Annotated in this window: 14 protein-coding genes; all 14 read left to right on the top strand. The window is 50.0% G+C overall.

Features of this window, described 5'->3' with window-relative positions:
• The first annotated feature begins 3 nt into the window (after nt 1-3).
• The 14 genes from L6442_RS09935 to L6442_RS10000 all read left to right on the top strand — a co-directional run bounded on the left by L6442_RS09935 (nt 4) and on the right by L6442_RS10000 (nt 15,099).
• Nucleotides 4-2,262 carry an HD family phosphohydrolase gene (locus tag L6442_RS09935; protein ID WP_194230078.1) on the top strand — a complete coding sequence of 753 codons (2,259 nt, stop codon included), beginning with the start codon at nt 4-6 and terminating at the stop codon, nt 2,260-2,262.
• Nucleotides 2,263-2,760 carry an rRNA maturation RNase YbeY gene (gene ybeY / locus L6442_RS09940; RefSeq protein WP_212978606.1) on the top strand — a complete coding sequence of 166 codons (498 nt, stop codon included), beginning with the start codon at nt 2,263-2,265 and terminating at the stop codon, nt 2,758-2,760. It abuts the gene before it with no gap.
• A complete protein-coding gene (locus L6442_RS09945) occupies nt 2,760-3,134 on the top strand; it encodes a diacylglycerol kinase family protein (protein WP_212978605.1) in 375 nt (124 codons plus the stop codon). Before ybeY ends, L6442_RS09945 begins: the two co-directional genes overlap by 1 nt.
• A 40-nt stretch (nt 3,135-3,174) precedes the next feature.
• Nucleotides 3,175-3,591, top strand: a complete 417-nt coding sequence (cdd, locus tag L6442_RS09950) for a cytidine deaminase (RefSeq protein ID WP_194230122.1) — start codon at nt 3,175-3,177, stop codon at nt 3,589-3,591.
• A gap of 331 nt (nt 3,592-3,922) precedes the next feature.
• Nucleotides 3,923-4,825 carry a GTPase Era gene (era, locus tag L6442_RS09955; protein ID WP_194230075.1) on the top strand — a complete coding sequence of 301 codons (903 nt, stop codon included), beginning with the start codon at nt 3,923-3,925 and terminating at the stop codon, nt 4,823-4,825.
• A gap of 116 nt (nt 4,826-4,941) precedes the next feature.
• Nucleotides 4,942-5,097 carry a YqzL family protein gene (locus tag L6442_RS09960; protein WP_228100870.1) on the top strand — a complete coding sequence of 52 codons (156 nt, stop codon included), beginning with the start codon at nt 4,942-4,944 and terminating at the stop codon, nt 5,095-5,097.
• A gap of 36 nt (nt 5,098-5,133) precedes the next feature.
• The gene (gene recO, locus L6442_RS09965; RefSeq protein WP_212978604.1) at nt 5,134-5,892 is read left to right on the top strand and encodes a DNA repair protein RecO; all 759 of its coding nucleotides are present in this window, start codon (nt 5,134-5,136) and stop codon (nt 5,890-5,892) included.
• Nucleotides 5,893-6,296: 404 nt separating this feature from the next.
• Nucleotides 6,297-7,184, top strand: coding sequence for a glycine--tRNA ligase subunit alpha (gene glyQ / locus L6442_RS09970; protein WP_194230073.1), 888 nt, complete (start codon nt 6,297-6,299; stop codon nt 7,182-7,184).
• Nucleotides 7,177-9,252, top strand: coding sequence for a glycine--tRNA ligase subunit beta (gene glyS / locus L6442_RS09975; RefSeq protein WP_212978603.1), 2,076 nt, complete (start codon nt 7,177-7,179; stop codon nt 9,250-9,252). Before glyQ ends, glyS begins: the two co-directional genes overlap by 8 nt.
• A 178-nt stretch (nt 9,253-9,430) precedes the next feature.
• The gene (locus tag L6442_RS09980) at nt 9,431-9,889 is read left to right on the top strand and encodes a YaiI/YqxD family protein (protein WP_212978602.1); all 459 of its coding nucleotides are present in this window, start codon (nt 9,431-9,433) and stop codon (nt 9,887-9,889) included.
• A gap of 49 nt (nt 9,890-9,938) precedes the next feature.
• Complete coding sequence (gene dnaG / locus L6442_RS09985) at nt 9,939-11,759, top strand: DNA primase (RefSeq protein WP_212978601.1); 1,821 nt, start codon at nt 9,939-9,941, stop codon at nt 11,757-11,759.
• A gap of 43 nt (nt 11,760-11,802) precedes the next feature.
• Nucleotides 11,803-12,939: an RNA polymerase sigma factor RpoD gene (rpoD, locus tag L6442_RS09990; RefSeq protein WP_194230069.1), complete on the top strand. Its 1,137-nt coding sequence runs from the start codon at nt 11,803-11,805 to the stop codon at nt 12,937-12,939.
• Nucleotides 12,940-13,225: 286 nt separating this feature from the next.
• Nucleotides 13,226-14,002 (top strand): tRNA (adenine(22)-N(1))-methyltransferase, encoded by a 777-nt coding sequence (locus tag L6442_RS09995; RefSeq protein ID WP_212978600.1) that lies wholly within the window; start codon nt 13,226-13,228, stop codon nt 14,000-14,002.
• On the top strand, nt 13,978-15,099 hold the full coding sequence (locus L6442_RS10000) for a Nif3-like dinuclear metal center hexameric protein (RefSeq protein ID WP_212978599.1): 1,122 nt from the start codon (nt 13,978-13,980) through the stop codon (nt 15,097-15,099). The genes L6442_RS09995 and L6442_RS10000 overlap by 25 nt, the downstream gene beginning before the upstream one ends.
• Nucleotides 15,100-15,142: the final 43 nt, after the last annotated feature.

Below are 15,142 nucleotides of genomic sequence, written 5' to 3' on the forward strand. Positions count from 1 at the left end.
TTTATGACTTCGAAAGAAATGTCATCAGGCAAATCTTTCTCAATTAAAAATGTGGGCTGGAAACATAGCGCAGGAACACGCTATGTTCTCTTTTTATGTCTGGCCGTGCTGTTTTATGTCAGCCTCGCACCCAAGCTGTTGCCTGAACGGTATAACATACAGGTAGGGACGCGCAGCGAGAAGGAAATCAGGGCGCCGATGCAAATCCCGAATAACAAGGCGACGCTGAAAGCCCAGGAACAGGAGGCGGAACGCGTACAGCCGATCTATACGATCATGTCGGTGCCCAATGAAAATCTGGTCGTCTCCATTTTGGACCGGATCGACCGTTTGAACCAGGATGACCAGGTTTCGCGCGAAGATAAAATTTCCATCTACCGCTTGGAAATTCCGCAGCGGTCCAAGGACTTTATTCAAAACTTTGTTAACGCCAACCGCGGATCGGGCAACTATCCGGATAAATTGCTGGATGAAATGCTCAAGATAACCAGCCAGCAAACTTATAAAATACCAGAGGAAACCTTCATCAAAATTCCTAGGCTGACCTCAGATGATATTGCCGGGATGAAGCCTGTCGCGCGAGAAATCGTTTCCCGTCTAACGAATGACCAGATCGTTGAAGCGCAGGCTGCGCGCGCCAAGGTCGCCGAACTGGTCAGCGCCAGCTCGCTGAACCAGCGCACGGCGCGCGAAGTCGTGCAGGAATTGTCCAAGCTTGCGATAACCGCCAACAAGTTCTACGACGAGGAAGCGACCAAAGAAGCGAAGGTTCAGGCACGCGAAAACACGCAGACCGTTTATATCAAGCAGGGAGATTTGCTTGTTGCAAAAGGTCAACTGATTACTGAAGATCTTTACAATTTGCTGGATGACAACGGCCTGCTCAAAAACGAGGTTAATTACTGGCCTCAGCTTGGGCTGCTGATGTTATCGCTGCTGCTGGCGCTCGGACTGCTGCTGTTTATCCGCCAGTCGGAGCCCGGTAAATTCCGCTACAATAACTCACAGCTGCTGATGCTGGTGCTTATTTTTATCATTACGATAACATCCATGCATCTGGCGGGAATTTTGCAGAGCAATGAAAGACCGTATATCGGTTACGTAGCGCCCGTTGCTATCGGCGCAACGCTTGTAAGCCTGCTGCTGGACATGATGCTTGCCTATTTCTGCGCTATTTTGTTCAGTATTTTGGCGAGCGTGATCCTGAATGTGCATCAGGGGCAAATGTTCGACTTTACTTTCGGCTTTTTCGCGCTGGTCGTTTCCATTGTGGCCATTTTTACGATTCACCGGGCAAGTCAGCGCTCCACCCTGCTCAAGGGCGGAATTATGGTTTGCTTGTTTGGATCATTGTCGGTGCTTATCATAGCGTTGATCAGCAGCGGCCAATGGAATCAGGTGCATACGCTGTATTCGATTTGCTTCGCTTTTGCAGGCGGTCTGCTGACTGCGATTTTGGCAATCGGGCTAATGCCGTTTTTCGAGGTCACTTTCGGTATATTGTCAGCACTCAAGCTGGTTGAGCTCTCTAATCCGAATCACCCGCTGCTGCGAAAATTGCTTACGGAGACGCCGGGCACGTATCACCACAGCGTCATGGTAGGGAATCTTTCCGAGGCTGCCGCGGAAGCGATTGGAGCCGACGGCTTGCTGTGCCGGGTCGGATCCTATTACCATGATATCGGCAAAACGAAGCGGCCAAGCTATTTTATCGAAAATCAAAATAATATGGAAAACCCGCATGATTCCTTGGATCCGAAAATGAGCAAATCGATTATTGTCGCGCATGCGCGGGACGGTGTGGAAATGCTCAAGGAATACAAGATCCCGAAGCCGATCCGGGATATCGCAGAGCAGCATCACGGGACCACGTTCCTCCAATTTTTCTACCATAAAGCGCTGCGCCTGGCGGAAGAACAGGGCAAGGAACCCGATTTTACCGAAGAGGATTTCCGCTATCCGGGACCGAAAGCCCAGTCCAAGGAATCCGCGGTTATCGGAATCGCCGACAGCGTGGAAGCGGCCGTGCGTTCCCTGCGCAATCCAACCGTGGAGCAGGTTGAGTCCATGATTGAAAAAATCATCAAAAGCCGTTTGGATGACCATCAGTTCAATGAATGCGACCTGACGATGAAGGAATTGGACATTGTCGCCAAGACGCTGAAGGAAAGCGTAATGGGAATATTCCATTCGAGAATAGAGTACCCGGAAGAGATTAAAAAGAACAAAACGAACGAGGATGCAAAAAGGAGCGGAAAGTAAATGGGACTGCAGCTGGCATGGAATAATGAGCAGCAGGAGCTTCCAATCAGCGATGAGCTGATCGGAACGCTCGAGAAGCTGCTGGAGAAAGCTGGACAAGCCGAGGGCGTAGAGGACGGCGAGGTGGCGCTGACCTTTGTCGATGATAAACAAATTCATGAACTGAATAAGGAATACCGCGGCATCGACCGTCCGACCGACGTATTGTCCTTCGCCATGAACGAATTCACCGATGAAGAACTCGATATCGTTTATGATGTGGAGGAAGACGGTGAGCTGGCCGATCTGCCTGAAATGCTCGGAGATATTATTATTTCAGTGAATCGCGCAAAGGCGCAAAGCGAAGAATATGGGCATTCCCTTGAGCGGGAAATCGGCTTTTTATTTGTTCACGGTTTCCTGCATTTGCTGGGATATGATCATCAGGACAAAGAAAGCGAAGCCGAAATGATGGGCAAACAGGAAGCCGTTCTGGCGGAAGTGGGGCTTACGCGCTAATGCGGAGCGGGTCTCTCCTGGCCTCGTTCGGTTATGCGCTGCAGGGCATAAAGTACGCGCTGCGTACGCAGCGCAATATGAAGATTCATGCGGCCGCGGCGGTCGTCGTAGTTGCGGCGGCGTTGTGGCTGCATTTGTCCTGGCTGAGGTGGATCGTCCTACTGCTTGCCATCACGCTTGTGATTGCTTTGGAACTGCTGAACACCGCGCTTGAAGCGGTTGTAGATCTGGCTTCTCCCGAGCTTCATCCTCTAGCCAAAGCAGCTAAAGATACGGCTGCCGGCGCTGTGCTTCTGGCGGCTGTTTTTGCCGTTTTGGCAGGGATCATCGTCTTTTACCGTCCAGTGATGGATTTGCTTGGATGGAGCGGTTAGTATACTATGAGTTTACGCAAAATTTAAGGAGGCAATAATGATGGATTCTGCTCTTTTGCTGCAAGAAGCGATCAAAGCACGGATGAATGCCTACACGCCGTATTCCGCTTTTGGGGTAGGCGCTGCACTGCTGGATCAGAATGGACATGTTCACCATGGCTGCAATGTGGAAAACGCTGCTTACGGTCCTTCCAACTGTGCGGAACGGACCGCATTGTTCCGGGCTATCGCCGACGGCCATAAAGCCGGAAGCTTTAAGGCAATAGCCGTGGTAGGCGATACGGACGGCCCGATTACGCCTTGCGGCGTATGCCGCCAGGTGCTGGCCGAGTTATGCGACCCCGATATGAAAGTTATCATGGGGAACCTGAAGGGCGATATGAAGGAAACAACAGTACGTGAGCTGCTCCCTGGCGCTTTTGGTCCAGCCGATCTGAAAAGCGCCAAAAAATCTTAAAGTGCGTGTTCAAAAAGGCCGGTTTTCAGCACCGAGAAGGTTGGATAAAGCTAGGGACGAAAGGAGCGGAGCGTACGTTTGGGTACGTGAGCACCGGAAGGCCCGGCTGAATTCAAGATTCGAAGTCGAGTTTCTTCCCGATTCACTTCGTGATCAAAAGCGGACTTTTTGAACAACCTCTAAAGTGTATCGATACCAAATAGAGCATGGTACTTTCTGGGGCCCGTCTCCGGCGCTGGCAATTGCAGTTAATGCCTGGCGCAGGATTCAGGGCCCCGGGCAGTCTTTTTCGAGAAACGGGAAGGAATACTTAAGGAGGTTGCAAAGAACTATGGCGAAAGCGTCATACAAATCCGGCTTTGTGGCAATCGTCGGCCGGCCTAATGTAGGCAAATCGACACTCATGAATCAGGTCATTGGGCAGAAGATTGCCATCATGTCCGATAAGCCGCAGACGACGCGCAATAAAATTCACGGCGTTTATACAACCGATGAGGCGCAAATCGTATTTCTGGATACGCCGGGGATTCACAAGAGACAATCGAAACTTGGGGATTACATGAACCAAACCGCGCTCAATACGCTGAAAGAAGTAGAGGCGGTTTTGTTCCTGACTGACGTATCCGAAGGTTTTGGCGGCGGGGACCGCTTTATTATCGATCAGTTAAAAAGCGTAAAGACGCCGGTCATTCTCGTGTTAAATAAAATCGACAAAATCGAGCCTGATGCGCTGCTGCCGATCATTGAGCAGTATAGCAAGCTGCATGAATTTGCGGAAATCGTGCCGATCTCTGCTTTGAATGGCAATAATGTGGAGCGGCTGTTGGAGCAGGTGGCGAAATACTTGCCAGAAGGACCGCAATATTATCCGGCGGATCAAATTACGGATCACCCGGAACAATTTGTTTGCGCCGAACTGATCCGCGAAAAGATCCTTCACCTGACCCGGGAGGAAGTGCCCCATTCGATCGCGGTAACGATTGAGGACATGCGCGTGCAGGACAATGGGGTTGTTTACATTTCCGCGGTTATTTTCGTGGAGCGCGATTCGCAAAAAGGGATTATTATCGGCAAACAAGGCGCCCTTCTGAAAGAAGTCGGGAAGCAGGCCCGGCAGGATATTCAAAATCTGCTGGGGTCGAAGATATTCCTGGAGTTATGGGTAAAAGTTAAAAAAGACTGGCGCAACCAAGAGCGCGTGCTTCGCGACCTCGGGTTCCACCGCGACGCATAATCGTATTATGCCGTATTCCTCCGAATGGCAGGATTTGCTTCACATAGTTCCGGTGATTCCGCCACATCCTATTTTTGAAGATGCAGACGTCATTTCCAAAGAAAGGATGAATACGAATGCGAGATTTTTCGTGGAAGTATTTTGCGATGACTGGAGATGTGGATGCTTATTTGCTCTACCGGGATTACGGGAGCATGGTTGTGAACGACGCGGCTGCTGGGCCGGAAATGGCTGCAGCGGAAGAGACGGGGAATGATGAAGAAGACGAATAATCTGTGGCTGCTCCAGGAATGGCTGGGGGAAGAGGCATGCTATACAGGGTGGAAGGGATCGTCATCCGCAGCATGGACTACGGCGAAGGGAACAAGATCATTACGATTTGCACCGAGAACACGGGCAAAATAGGTGTTTTGGTCCGCGGAGCAAAAAAAGTTAAAAGCCGTCATGCTGCATTAACGCAGCTGTTTACAGAAGCTGAATTTGTGTTTTTTAGAAATGGTACGGGTCTTGGGACGCTGAATTCCGGCGAAATCATCAGCCCGCACCATATCATCCGCCAAGATTTGATCCAAGCGGCTTATGCATCTTATGCCTGTGAGCTGCTGGATCGGGTGCTGCAGGATGAGGAGACGGGAAGCTTTTGGTACCAGCAGCTTAAGGCTTGCTTGAATGCGCTGGAGGATGGCAAAGATCCCGGAATCATCATCAATCTGTACGAAATGAAGATACTTCAGGCTGCAGGATACGGACCAGAGCTCCTATCCTGCATTTCTTGCGGCAAAGACTTGTCAGGGGACGACAGCTCCGCGGTAAGCCCGAGGCTTGGCGGCGTGCTTTGCCGCTCTTGCAGGCATCTGGATCCACCGGCGCTGAAGCTTTCCGCCAAAAGCCTGAAGCTGCTGCGGTTGTTTGCGCGGCTTGACCTGAGAAGACTCGGCCACATCGATGTAAAAGAGGATACCAAAGCCGAACTGAAGACCGTCATGCGTGCCTTTATGGATATGCAGCTTGGACTTCATCTGAAATCGCAAAGTTTTCTGGATCAGATGGACAAGTACGGTCTTTAAAAATAATTTGACTTCCCGCAGGAAATCCGATAATATATATTAAGTTTCTTTTAATTGTCTGACATGCGTTGAACGGATAAGTAGTGAATTTCTGATTTCAGAAGCGAGCCGGGGATGGTGCAAGCCCGGTGGTTCGGATTCATGAAAGGCGCCCGGGAGCATGATATGAAATCGGCTTAAAAGCGGATTGCTGATCTCCGGCAGCGGAGAAACGCAATCAAGTAGGGTGGAACCGCGGGAATGACAGCTCTCGTCCCTATGTCTGTACGACAGGCATGGGCGGGGGCTTTTTTAATTTCGGGTCCCCGCACTTTGCGGGGTTATTTAACGTCCCGACAATGCCCCGCGGCAGACCGACAAGCTGTCAAACAAAGAACGCCATAGAAGGCAAAGGAGAGGCGCATATGAATTTTCAGCAGATGATTTTGACGCTGCAGCAGTTTTGGGCGCAGCAGAACTGTATTATCGTTAACCCTTATGATACGGAAAAAGGTGCGGGAACGATGAATCCGATGACCTTTCTGCGGTCGCTTGGGCCTGAACCGTGGAAGGTTGCTTATGTTGAACCTTCCCGCCGTCCTGCGGACGGACGTTACGGCGAGAACCCGAACCGCCTGTATCAACATCATCAGTTTCAAGTCATTATCAAACCTTCCCCTGACAATATCCAGGAGCTCTACTTGGAAAGTCTGAAGGCGCTTGGCGTAGACGCCATGCATCATGACATCCGGTTTGTTGAGGACAACTGGGAGAATCCTTCGCTCGGTTGCGCCGGCCTTGGCTGGGAAGTATGGCTTGACGGGATGGAAATTACCCAATTCACTTATTTTCAGCAGGTAGGCGGAATCGAAACGCATCCGGTTGCCGTGGAAATCACTTACGGTATGGAGCGTCTTGCTTCCTATATTCAGGACAAAGAAAATGTGTTCGATCTGGAATGGGTGGACGGCATCTCGTATGGCGACGTATTCCATCAGCCTGAATTTGAGCATTCGAAGTATACATTTGAAGTATCCGATGTCAAAATGCTTTTTACGCTTTTCAACATGTATGAGCAGGAAGCCAAGAAAGCAATGGATCAAAACCTCGTATTTCCGGCTTATGACTATGTATTGAAATGCTCCCATACTTTTAACCTTCTCGATGCCCGCGGCGCTATCAGCGTCACCGAACGGACAGGCTACATCACCCGGGTACGTAATCTCGCAAGGCAAGTCGCGGCGACTTATGTGGAGGAACGCGAGAAGCTCGGCTTCCCGCTCCTGAAGAAAGGAGGAGATCTGAATGCCTAAGGATCTGTTATTTGAAATCGGTCTGGAAGAAGTCCCGGCGCGTTTCCTGCGTGCGGCGATGGATCAGTTAAAGGATAAAACGGTGCAATGGCTGGAGCAGTCCCGCCTTTCCCACGGTGAAGTGGAAGCTTACGCAACGCCGCGCCGTCTGGCGGTATTGGTTAAGGGCGTAGCTGAGAAACAAGACGATGTGGAGGAAGAAGTCAAGGGACCTGCCCGCAAAATCGCATTGGACGAAAACGGTAATTGGAGCAAAGCGGCGCTCGGGTTTGCACGCGGGCAAGGCGCCCATCCTGAGCAGTTCACATTCAAAGAACTGAACGGAGTCGAATATATTTACGTCACCAAAAGTAGTAGGGGCGTTGAAACGGCCTCCATTCTGTCTGAAGGGTTGCTGGGCATTCTGTCTTCGATGACTTTTCCCAAAAACATGCGCTGGGGCAGCTACGACTATAAATTCGTCCGTCCGATCCGCTGGCTCGTTGCTTTGTTTGGATCGGATGTAGTCGATTTGGAAGTGACCAGTGTGAAATCAGGAAATGTGACGCGCGGGCATCGTTTCCTCGGAACGGAGGCCGTCATTAAGGAAGCTGCCGCTTATCCTGAGATTTTGCGCTCGCAGCACGTCATCGTTGACGTTAAGGAACGCGAAAAAATGATTTTGGAGCAAATTACCCAGCTGGCGCAGGAGAAAAACTGGAAAATCGCCATCAAGGAAGACTTGCTCGAAGAAGTTCTGTTCTTGGTGGAAACGCCAACGGTGCTGTTCGGTACGTTTGACCCGTCTTTCTTAAGTATTCCGCAGGAAGTGCTGATTACATCCATGCGAGAACATCAGCGTTATTTCCCTGTACTGGATGAACAGGGCAAACTGCTGCCGTACTTCGTTACGGTTCGCAACGGCGACGGCACCTCCCTGAACGTGATTGCCAAAGGGAATGAAAAGGTTCTGCGGGCGCGCCTTTCCGATGCCAAGTTTTTCTATGATGAAGATCAGAAACTTGAAATCAAGGATGCGCTCTCCAAATTGGAAAGCATTGTTTTCCATGAAGAAATGGGTACGGTTGGAGACAAGGTGCGCCGCATTCGCAAAATCGCGGACCAGCTTGCGGTAGATCTCCAGGTTTCCGGAACGGAACAGGAGTATGTGAGCCGGGCGGCCGATATTTGCAAATTCGATCTTGTAACGCAAATGGTTTACGAGTTTCCGGAGCTGCAAGGGGTCATGGGTGAGGATTACGCCCGCAAGGCCGGCGAACATGAAACGGTGGCCAAAGCGGTTTTCGAACATTACCAGCCGCGGTCCGCATCGGATGATCTGCCATCCACGCTGGTGGGCTCCATTGTAAGTATTGCGGATAAAATCGATACGATTGTCGGCTGCTTCTCGATCGGCATTATCCCGACAGGCTCCCAGGATCCTTATGCGCTGCGCCGTCAATCGCAGGGGATCGTGCAGATTTTGTTATCCAAGCAAATGCCGCTGACTCTCTCACGCGTATTTGACATTGCTATTGGCGTACATGCCGAGCTTCGGGAAATGAAACGTCAGGGTAACGAAATCCGTAAAGATCTGGAGGAATTTTTCAGTCTGCGGGTGAAGAAGCTCCTGTCCGAAAATCTGCGTTATGATGTTGTCGATGCGGTGATTTCTGCCGGATTCGATGATATCATGTCTGTTGTTTCGCGCGGGAACTCCCTCATGAATGCGGTGAACAGCGGCGACGACTTCAAAACAACCATCGAATCCTTCAACCGGGTCAGCAATCTGGCGGCCAAAGCAACAGGCGCTTCCGTCAGCGAAAGCCTTTTGCAGGAAGAAGCGGAGAAAGAATTGCATGCGGACTGGATGGGGATTCAGAAACCGTATCTTGCCGCGCTTGCGGAGAGGGACGGGGAGAAGGCGCTGGAACTTTTGGGACAACTGAAAGCATCCATTACGCATTTCTTTGACTCTGTTATGGTCATGGCCGAAGACGAGAAAATCCGCAGCAACCGTTTGGGCCTGCTGGCACAAATCGATCATGGATTTAAACAGTTCGCTGATTTTAACAAGCTGGTGTATTAGGTAACGATAGATTTAACAACTCACGGAACGGGATGAACGGCGGCGCTGTTCGCCTGTTCCTTATGCGTTTGACGGACTGTCAAAAGTTGTCTTTTGGCGTAAAGAAGGATTTTGCCGCCTGCTGCTCGTATATAATAATACGTAAAAACCATGATTACAGGGTGATATTCTGGCTCATATGCATACGATGCGCATTGTCGTTGACGGAGACGCCTGTCCCGTGAAGCATGAAATTGGCGAGGTCGCCAGAACCTTCCACATTCCTGTGCTGATGGTTTCTTCTTATGACCATTTTATTCAGGGTGAAGAAGGTGTGGAGACGGTTCAGGTGGACCGCAGCGATCAAAGCGCGGATCTTTATATTGCGAACCATATCAGATATGGGGATGTTGTTGTGACGCAGGACTACGGTCTGGCCGCGCTCGCGCTCTCCAAAGGCTGTCATGTCATTTCTTTTAGGGGCGGGACTTACACAGGTGAAAATATTGAGTTTATGTTGGATCGGCGTCATCATCAGGCGAAAGCAAGAAGAAGAGGCAGCTATGGCAAAGGTCCCAAACCGATGACCCAGGCGGACAAAATTTATTTTCAACAGAAACTGACAAAACTTTTACACAAGTTGCAGGAGAATGTTTAACGGTAGCGAATAATATTTTACGTGCCAAAAAGAGATGAAGGTGGTTTGGATGAATGCCGGACAAGGTAATATTCCGGAAAAGGTTATCGATGCGGTACTGGCGCAGCATGACATTGTTGATACGGTAAGCAGGTACGTTCATCTGACCAAGCAGGGGAAATACATGAAAGGCCTCTGCCCGTTTCATTCGGAGAAAACCCCCTCTTTTACGGTTACGCCGGATCGGCAGATTTTTTATTGTTATGGTTGCGGCAAGGGTGGAAATGCCATCAAATTCAGGATGGAAATCGAAGGATTATCCTTCCCCGAGGCTGTTAAAATCATGGCAGAAGAAAGTCAGATTGAGCTTCCGGAAAAGCAAGGGGTTATAGCAATACCTGCGAATCCAGAAAGGGACCGCCTGCTTCAGGCCTACGAATGGACGGCCAAATTTTATAACTTTTTGCTCAAAAATACCGAGCACGGCAAAGCGGCGATGGATTATTTGCGTTCGCGCGGCTTTGGCGACAAAGTGATCGATCAGTTTCAAATCGGCTATGCGCCGGACCGATGGGATACGCTGGTTCAATTTTTAACCAAAAGATCTTTTGATCTCAGCGAGATGGAAAAAGGCGGGCTGCTGTCCACAAGAAACGACGGCGAGGGTTACCTTGACCGTTTCCGCGGACGCGTCATGTTTCCCATCACGGACAGAAACGGTAAAATTATCGCTTTTGCCGGAAGAATTTTGGGCGATGGGCAGCCGAAATATTTGAATTCGCCGGAAAGCAAGCTCTTTAATAAAAGCCGGATTTTGTACAATTTGCATCAGGCCAAACCATCGATCCGCAAGCTGCGGCAAATCGTTTTATTCGAAGGATATGGGGATGTGATTTCGGCCTGGGAAGCAGGTGTCCAAAATGGTGTGGCGACGATGGGCACTTCTTTGACAGAGAGTCATGCTGCCCTGATGAAGGCGATGGCGGATGAAATCATTGTTTGCTACGACGGCGACCGTGCCGGACAAGCTGCGGCAATGAAGGCGATTCATCTGCTTGAAAATGTGGGGCTCAGCGTTAAAATTGCCGTTATAAACGAAGGTCTCGATCCGGATGAGTTCATCAAAAAATACGGAGCGGACCGTTTTCGGAGGCAAATTATCGATGGTGCGGTATCAACCACAAAATTTAAGCTTATATATCTGAAAAAAAACCATATACTGCTAGAAGAAGATGGCAAGATCGCATATACGAAGGAAGTGCTTCCGATTATTGCGGTACTCCCCTCATCAACCGAAAGGGAAGTGTATTTGCGGGAGCTCGCTACCGAACTTGAGCTTTCCTTTGAAAGTCTGAAGCAGGATTGCAACGAGATTCGCCAGTCCATGCAAAAAAACATTCCGGATGGGGATAATAACGACAATTGGTGGAATAATGGTAGGCATAAAAAAGGGCAAATTCCTGCGCCTACATTGCTCCCGGCATACCATACCGGAGAACGGCGTCTTTTGGCGATGATGCTGCAGGATGCCGAAGCGGCAAGCTATGTGGAAAAGCGGCTTGGCGACGCATTTAACATCGATGATCATGCAGCGATTGCTGCTTATCTATATGCCTATTACGCACAGGGCAAACCCCCGGATATCAGCCGGTTTATGTCGTCTTTGCACGATGATCGGCTGGAGAAAACAGTCAGCTCCATTTCCATGATGGAAACACCTCCGGAATGGAATGTTCAGGAGCTCGATGATATTATCCGGGAAATACAGAAAGTTCCGCAAAAAAAACAGATCGACAAGAAGAAAGAAGAAATGATCATTGCCGAGCGTTCGGGGGACTTTTTGCGTGCAGCACAAATTGCAAGTGAGATTATAGCCCTAGAGAGACAGTAGAGAAAACAGGCTTGAATGTTTCTAGGGAGGAGGGAGTCGAGTTATGGCGAATGATCAGCATACTGAACTAGAGACAGAATTTACGCTTGATCAGGTAAAAGACCAACTGATTGAACAGGGTAAAAAGAGATCTTCTTTGAATTACAAAGATATTATGGAGAAATTGTCTCCATTTGATCAGGACCCTGAACAGATTGATGAATTTTATGAGCAGCTCGGCGATTTGGGGATTGAAGTGATCAACGAAAGTGACGAGGATGATAACGGTCTTCATCGCCAGTCCGATGACCATGACAATCATGACAACGACGATTTCAGCTTCGATGATGACTTGTCTCTGCCGCCGGGAATTAAAATCAACGACCCCGTCCGGATGTATTTGAAGGAAATCGGGCGTGTTCCCCTCCTTTCTGCCGATGACGAAGTGGAACTGGCGAAACGGATCATGAACGGGGACGAGGAAGCGAAGCGGCGTTTGGCGGAAGCCAACCTGCGGCTTGTTGTCAGCATCGCCAAGCGTTATGTCGGACGCGGCATGTTGTTCCTTGATTTGATTCAGGAAGGCAATATGGGTCTGATCAAAGCGGTTGAGAAATTTGACCATAATAAAGGATTTAAATTCAGTACGTATGCAACCTGGTGGATTCGTCAGGCCATCACCCGCGCGATTGCGGATCAGGCGAGAACGATCCGGATTCCGGTTCATATGGTTGAAACCATCAATAAGCTGATCCGGGTATCCCGTCAGCTGTTGCAAGAATTGGGGCGTGAACCGACGCCGGAAGAAATCGCCGCCGAAATGGAGCTCAGCGTGGAGAAGGTTCGAGAAATTATGAAAATTGCTCAAGAGCCGGTATCGTTGGAAACGCCGATCGGTGAAGAAGATGATTCCCATCTTGGCGACTTTATCGAGGACCAGGAGGCTTTGGCACCGGCAGATGCTGCAGCTTATGAGCTTCTGAAGGAACAGCTGGAGGATGTGCTGGATACGCTGACAGAGCGTGAGGAGAATGTTCTCCGTCTCCGGTTCGGTCTTGACGACGGACGCACGAGAACGCTTGAGGAAGTAGGCAAAGTATTTGGCGTAACCCGTGAGCGTATCCGCCAAATCGAAGCCAAGGCGTTACGGAAACTGCGTCATCCGAGCCGCAGCAAACGTCTGAAAGATTTTCTCGAATAAACATGTGTATTCTTGACCTTCTGCAGGTTTTACGCAGCAAGGTCTTTTTTTTAAAACATACGGGTTCTAAATTTTTCTTTCTTTTAGAACGACTTCCTTTATTTGTTTTTTATTTTAGCGTTTTTTGCGAGTCAATGCAAATAAATGGATGGATTCACATGATAAAGGGCGAGGCTGCAAAGGGGACGGAATCGATTCTTACGAAGCGGAAGCGTTCGGCTGAAAGTTAAATTTTGATATGGTATAGACAGGTTGTATGAAAACTAAAAGGATACGTGGGTGCGACATGAAATTATCAAGAAGATTAGAGATGATTATGGAGCTTATTCCTGAGGGGAGCAGGCTTGCGGATATCGGGTCGGATCATGCGCTGCTGCCGGTGGCGGCGGTGAAATCGGGCCGGGTTGTTCAAGCCGTTGCCGGCGAAGTGAATCCGGGACCTCTTAAAGCGGCGGCTAATCAGGTAGCGGAGGCTGGACTTCAGAGCAGCATTTCGGTCCGGAGCGGTGACGGATTGGCCGTTATCGAGGCAGGCGAAGTTGATGTAATCACTATAGCCGGCATGGGGGGGAGCCTGATTGCCAGCATTCTGGATGGCGGTCAAGACAAACTTGCGCAAGTGGAGCTGCTGATCCTACAGCCCAATGTTGGGGAAGACATTCTCCGGCGCTGGCTGATGGAACACGGCTGGCTGCTTACGTCTGAAAAGATTTTGGAAGAGGATGGCAAGATATATGAAATCCTGACAGCCGTTCCCGAGCAAGGCGATCAGCGTATCAGCAGCCAATTGCTGTATGCCGATCAAGAGTGGCCGCGTTTCAGCGGACAAGGTACTTTTACCGTCACGAAGGATCTGCTGCTGCGCATGGGGCCGTGGCTTCTCAAAGAACCGACGCCGGTTCTGACGGACAAATGGAATCGCGAACTCGATAAATTGGGCGGTATTTTGGAGTCATTATCAGGCTCGAAGCTGGAATCGGCAGCGGCCAAGGCGCTGCAGGTCAAACAGGAAATCGAGCAAATCAAGGAGGTACTTGCATGTTTGCAAAAGGACAAACAGTAATTCAATATATGGAGCAGCTCGCTCCCAAATATTTGGCTTATCCGGATGATCGGGACAGAATCGGGCTTCAACTCGGAACGCTGCAAAAGGAAATCCGGACGATTCTGGTAGCGCTGGATGTAAACGAGGAAGTTGTCGATGAAGCCGTGCGAGTGGGGGCGGATCTCATCATTGCCCATCACGCCATTATTTTCCGCGCCTTGAAACATATCCAAACGGACTCGCCGATGGGAAAAGTGTATGAACGTTTGATCAAAAACGATATTGCCGTGTATATCGCTCATACGAATCTTGATATTGCCGAAGGCGGGATGAACGACTGGATGGCCGAAGCGCTTGGCATCCAACACACGGTGCCGGTTGAAGAGACGCAGCGCGAGCAGCTGTACAAGCTGGTTGTTTTCGTTCCTCGGACCCATGCGGATCAAGTCCGTGAAGCTTTGTTTGGCGCCGGGGCGGGGGCGATCGGCAACTACAGCAGCTGCAGCTTTAATATCGAAGGAACCGGAACCTTTATGCCCGAGGAAGGAACGAATCCGTTTTTAGGCTCAGTAGGGAAACTGGAAAAAGCGGAAGAGATGCGAATTGAAACCATTGTGCCGCAAGGGATCCGCAGCCATGTGATTCAGGCTATGCTCAAGGCTCATCCCTATGAAGAAGTTGCTTATGATATCTATCCATTGGATTTGAAAGGGCGGGCTTTTGGCCTCGGCAGGGTTGGAAAGCTGGATCAGGAACAAACTCTCGCCCAATTTGCGGATAAGGTCAAGGAAAAGCTTGACGTGCCTTATGTACGGGTTGTCGGCGATTTGAACCGGATTCTCCGCAAGGCGGCCGTCATCGGCGGCTCCGGCGGCAGATTTTATCCAGCGGCGCGCTTCCGCGGCGCTGACGTGCTCGTTACCGGCGATGTGGACTACCATACGGCACAGGATGCGTATCATGCGGGAATTGCACTCATCGACCCTGGACATCATGCGGAAAAAATCATGAAGATAAAAGTTGCGGAATGGATGAAGGCCAAACTGGAACAAAACCGGTACGAAACGAAAGTCATCGCTTCCGAAATTAGCACGGAACCGTTCCGTTTTATGTAACAGCCAAAAACCGTTAATGTTGGAAGATGAATAGGATTGAAAC

This window comes from Paenibacillus azoreducens (assembly GCF_021654775.1).
GTDB lineage: Bacteria > Bacillota > Bacilli > Paenibacillales > Paenibacillaceae > Paenibacillus_AQ > Paenibacillus_AQ azoreducens.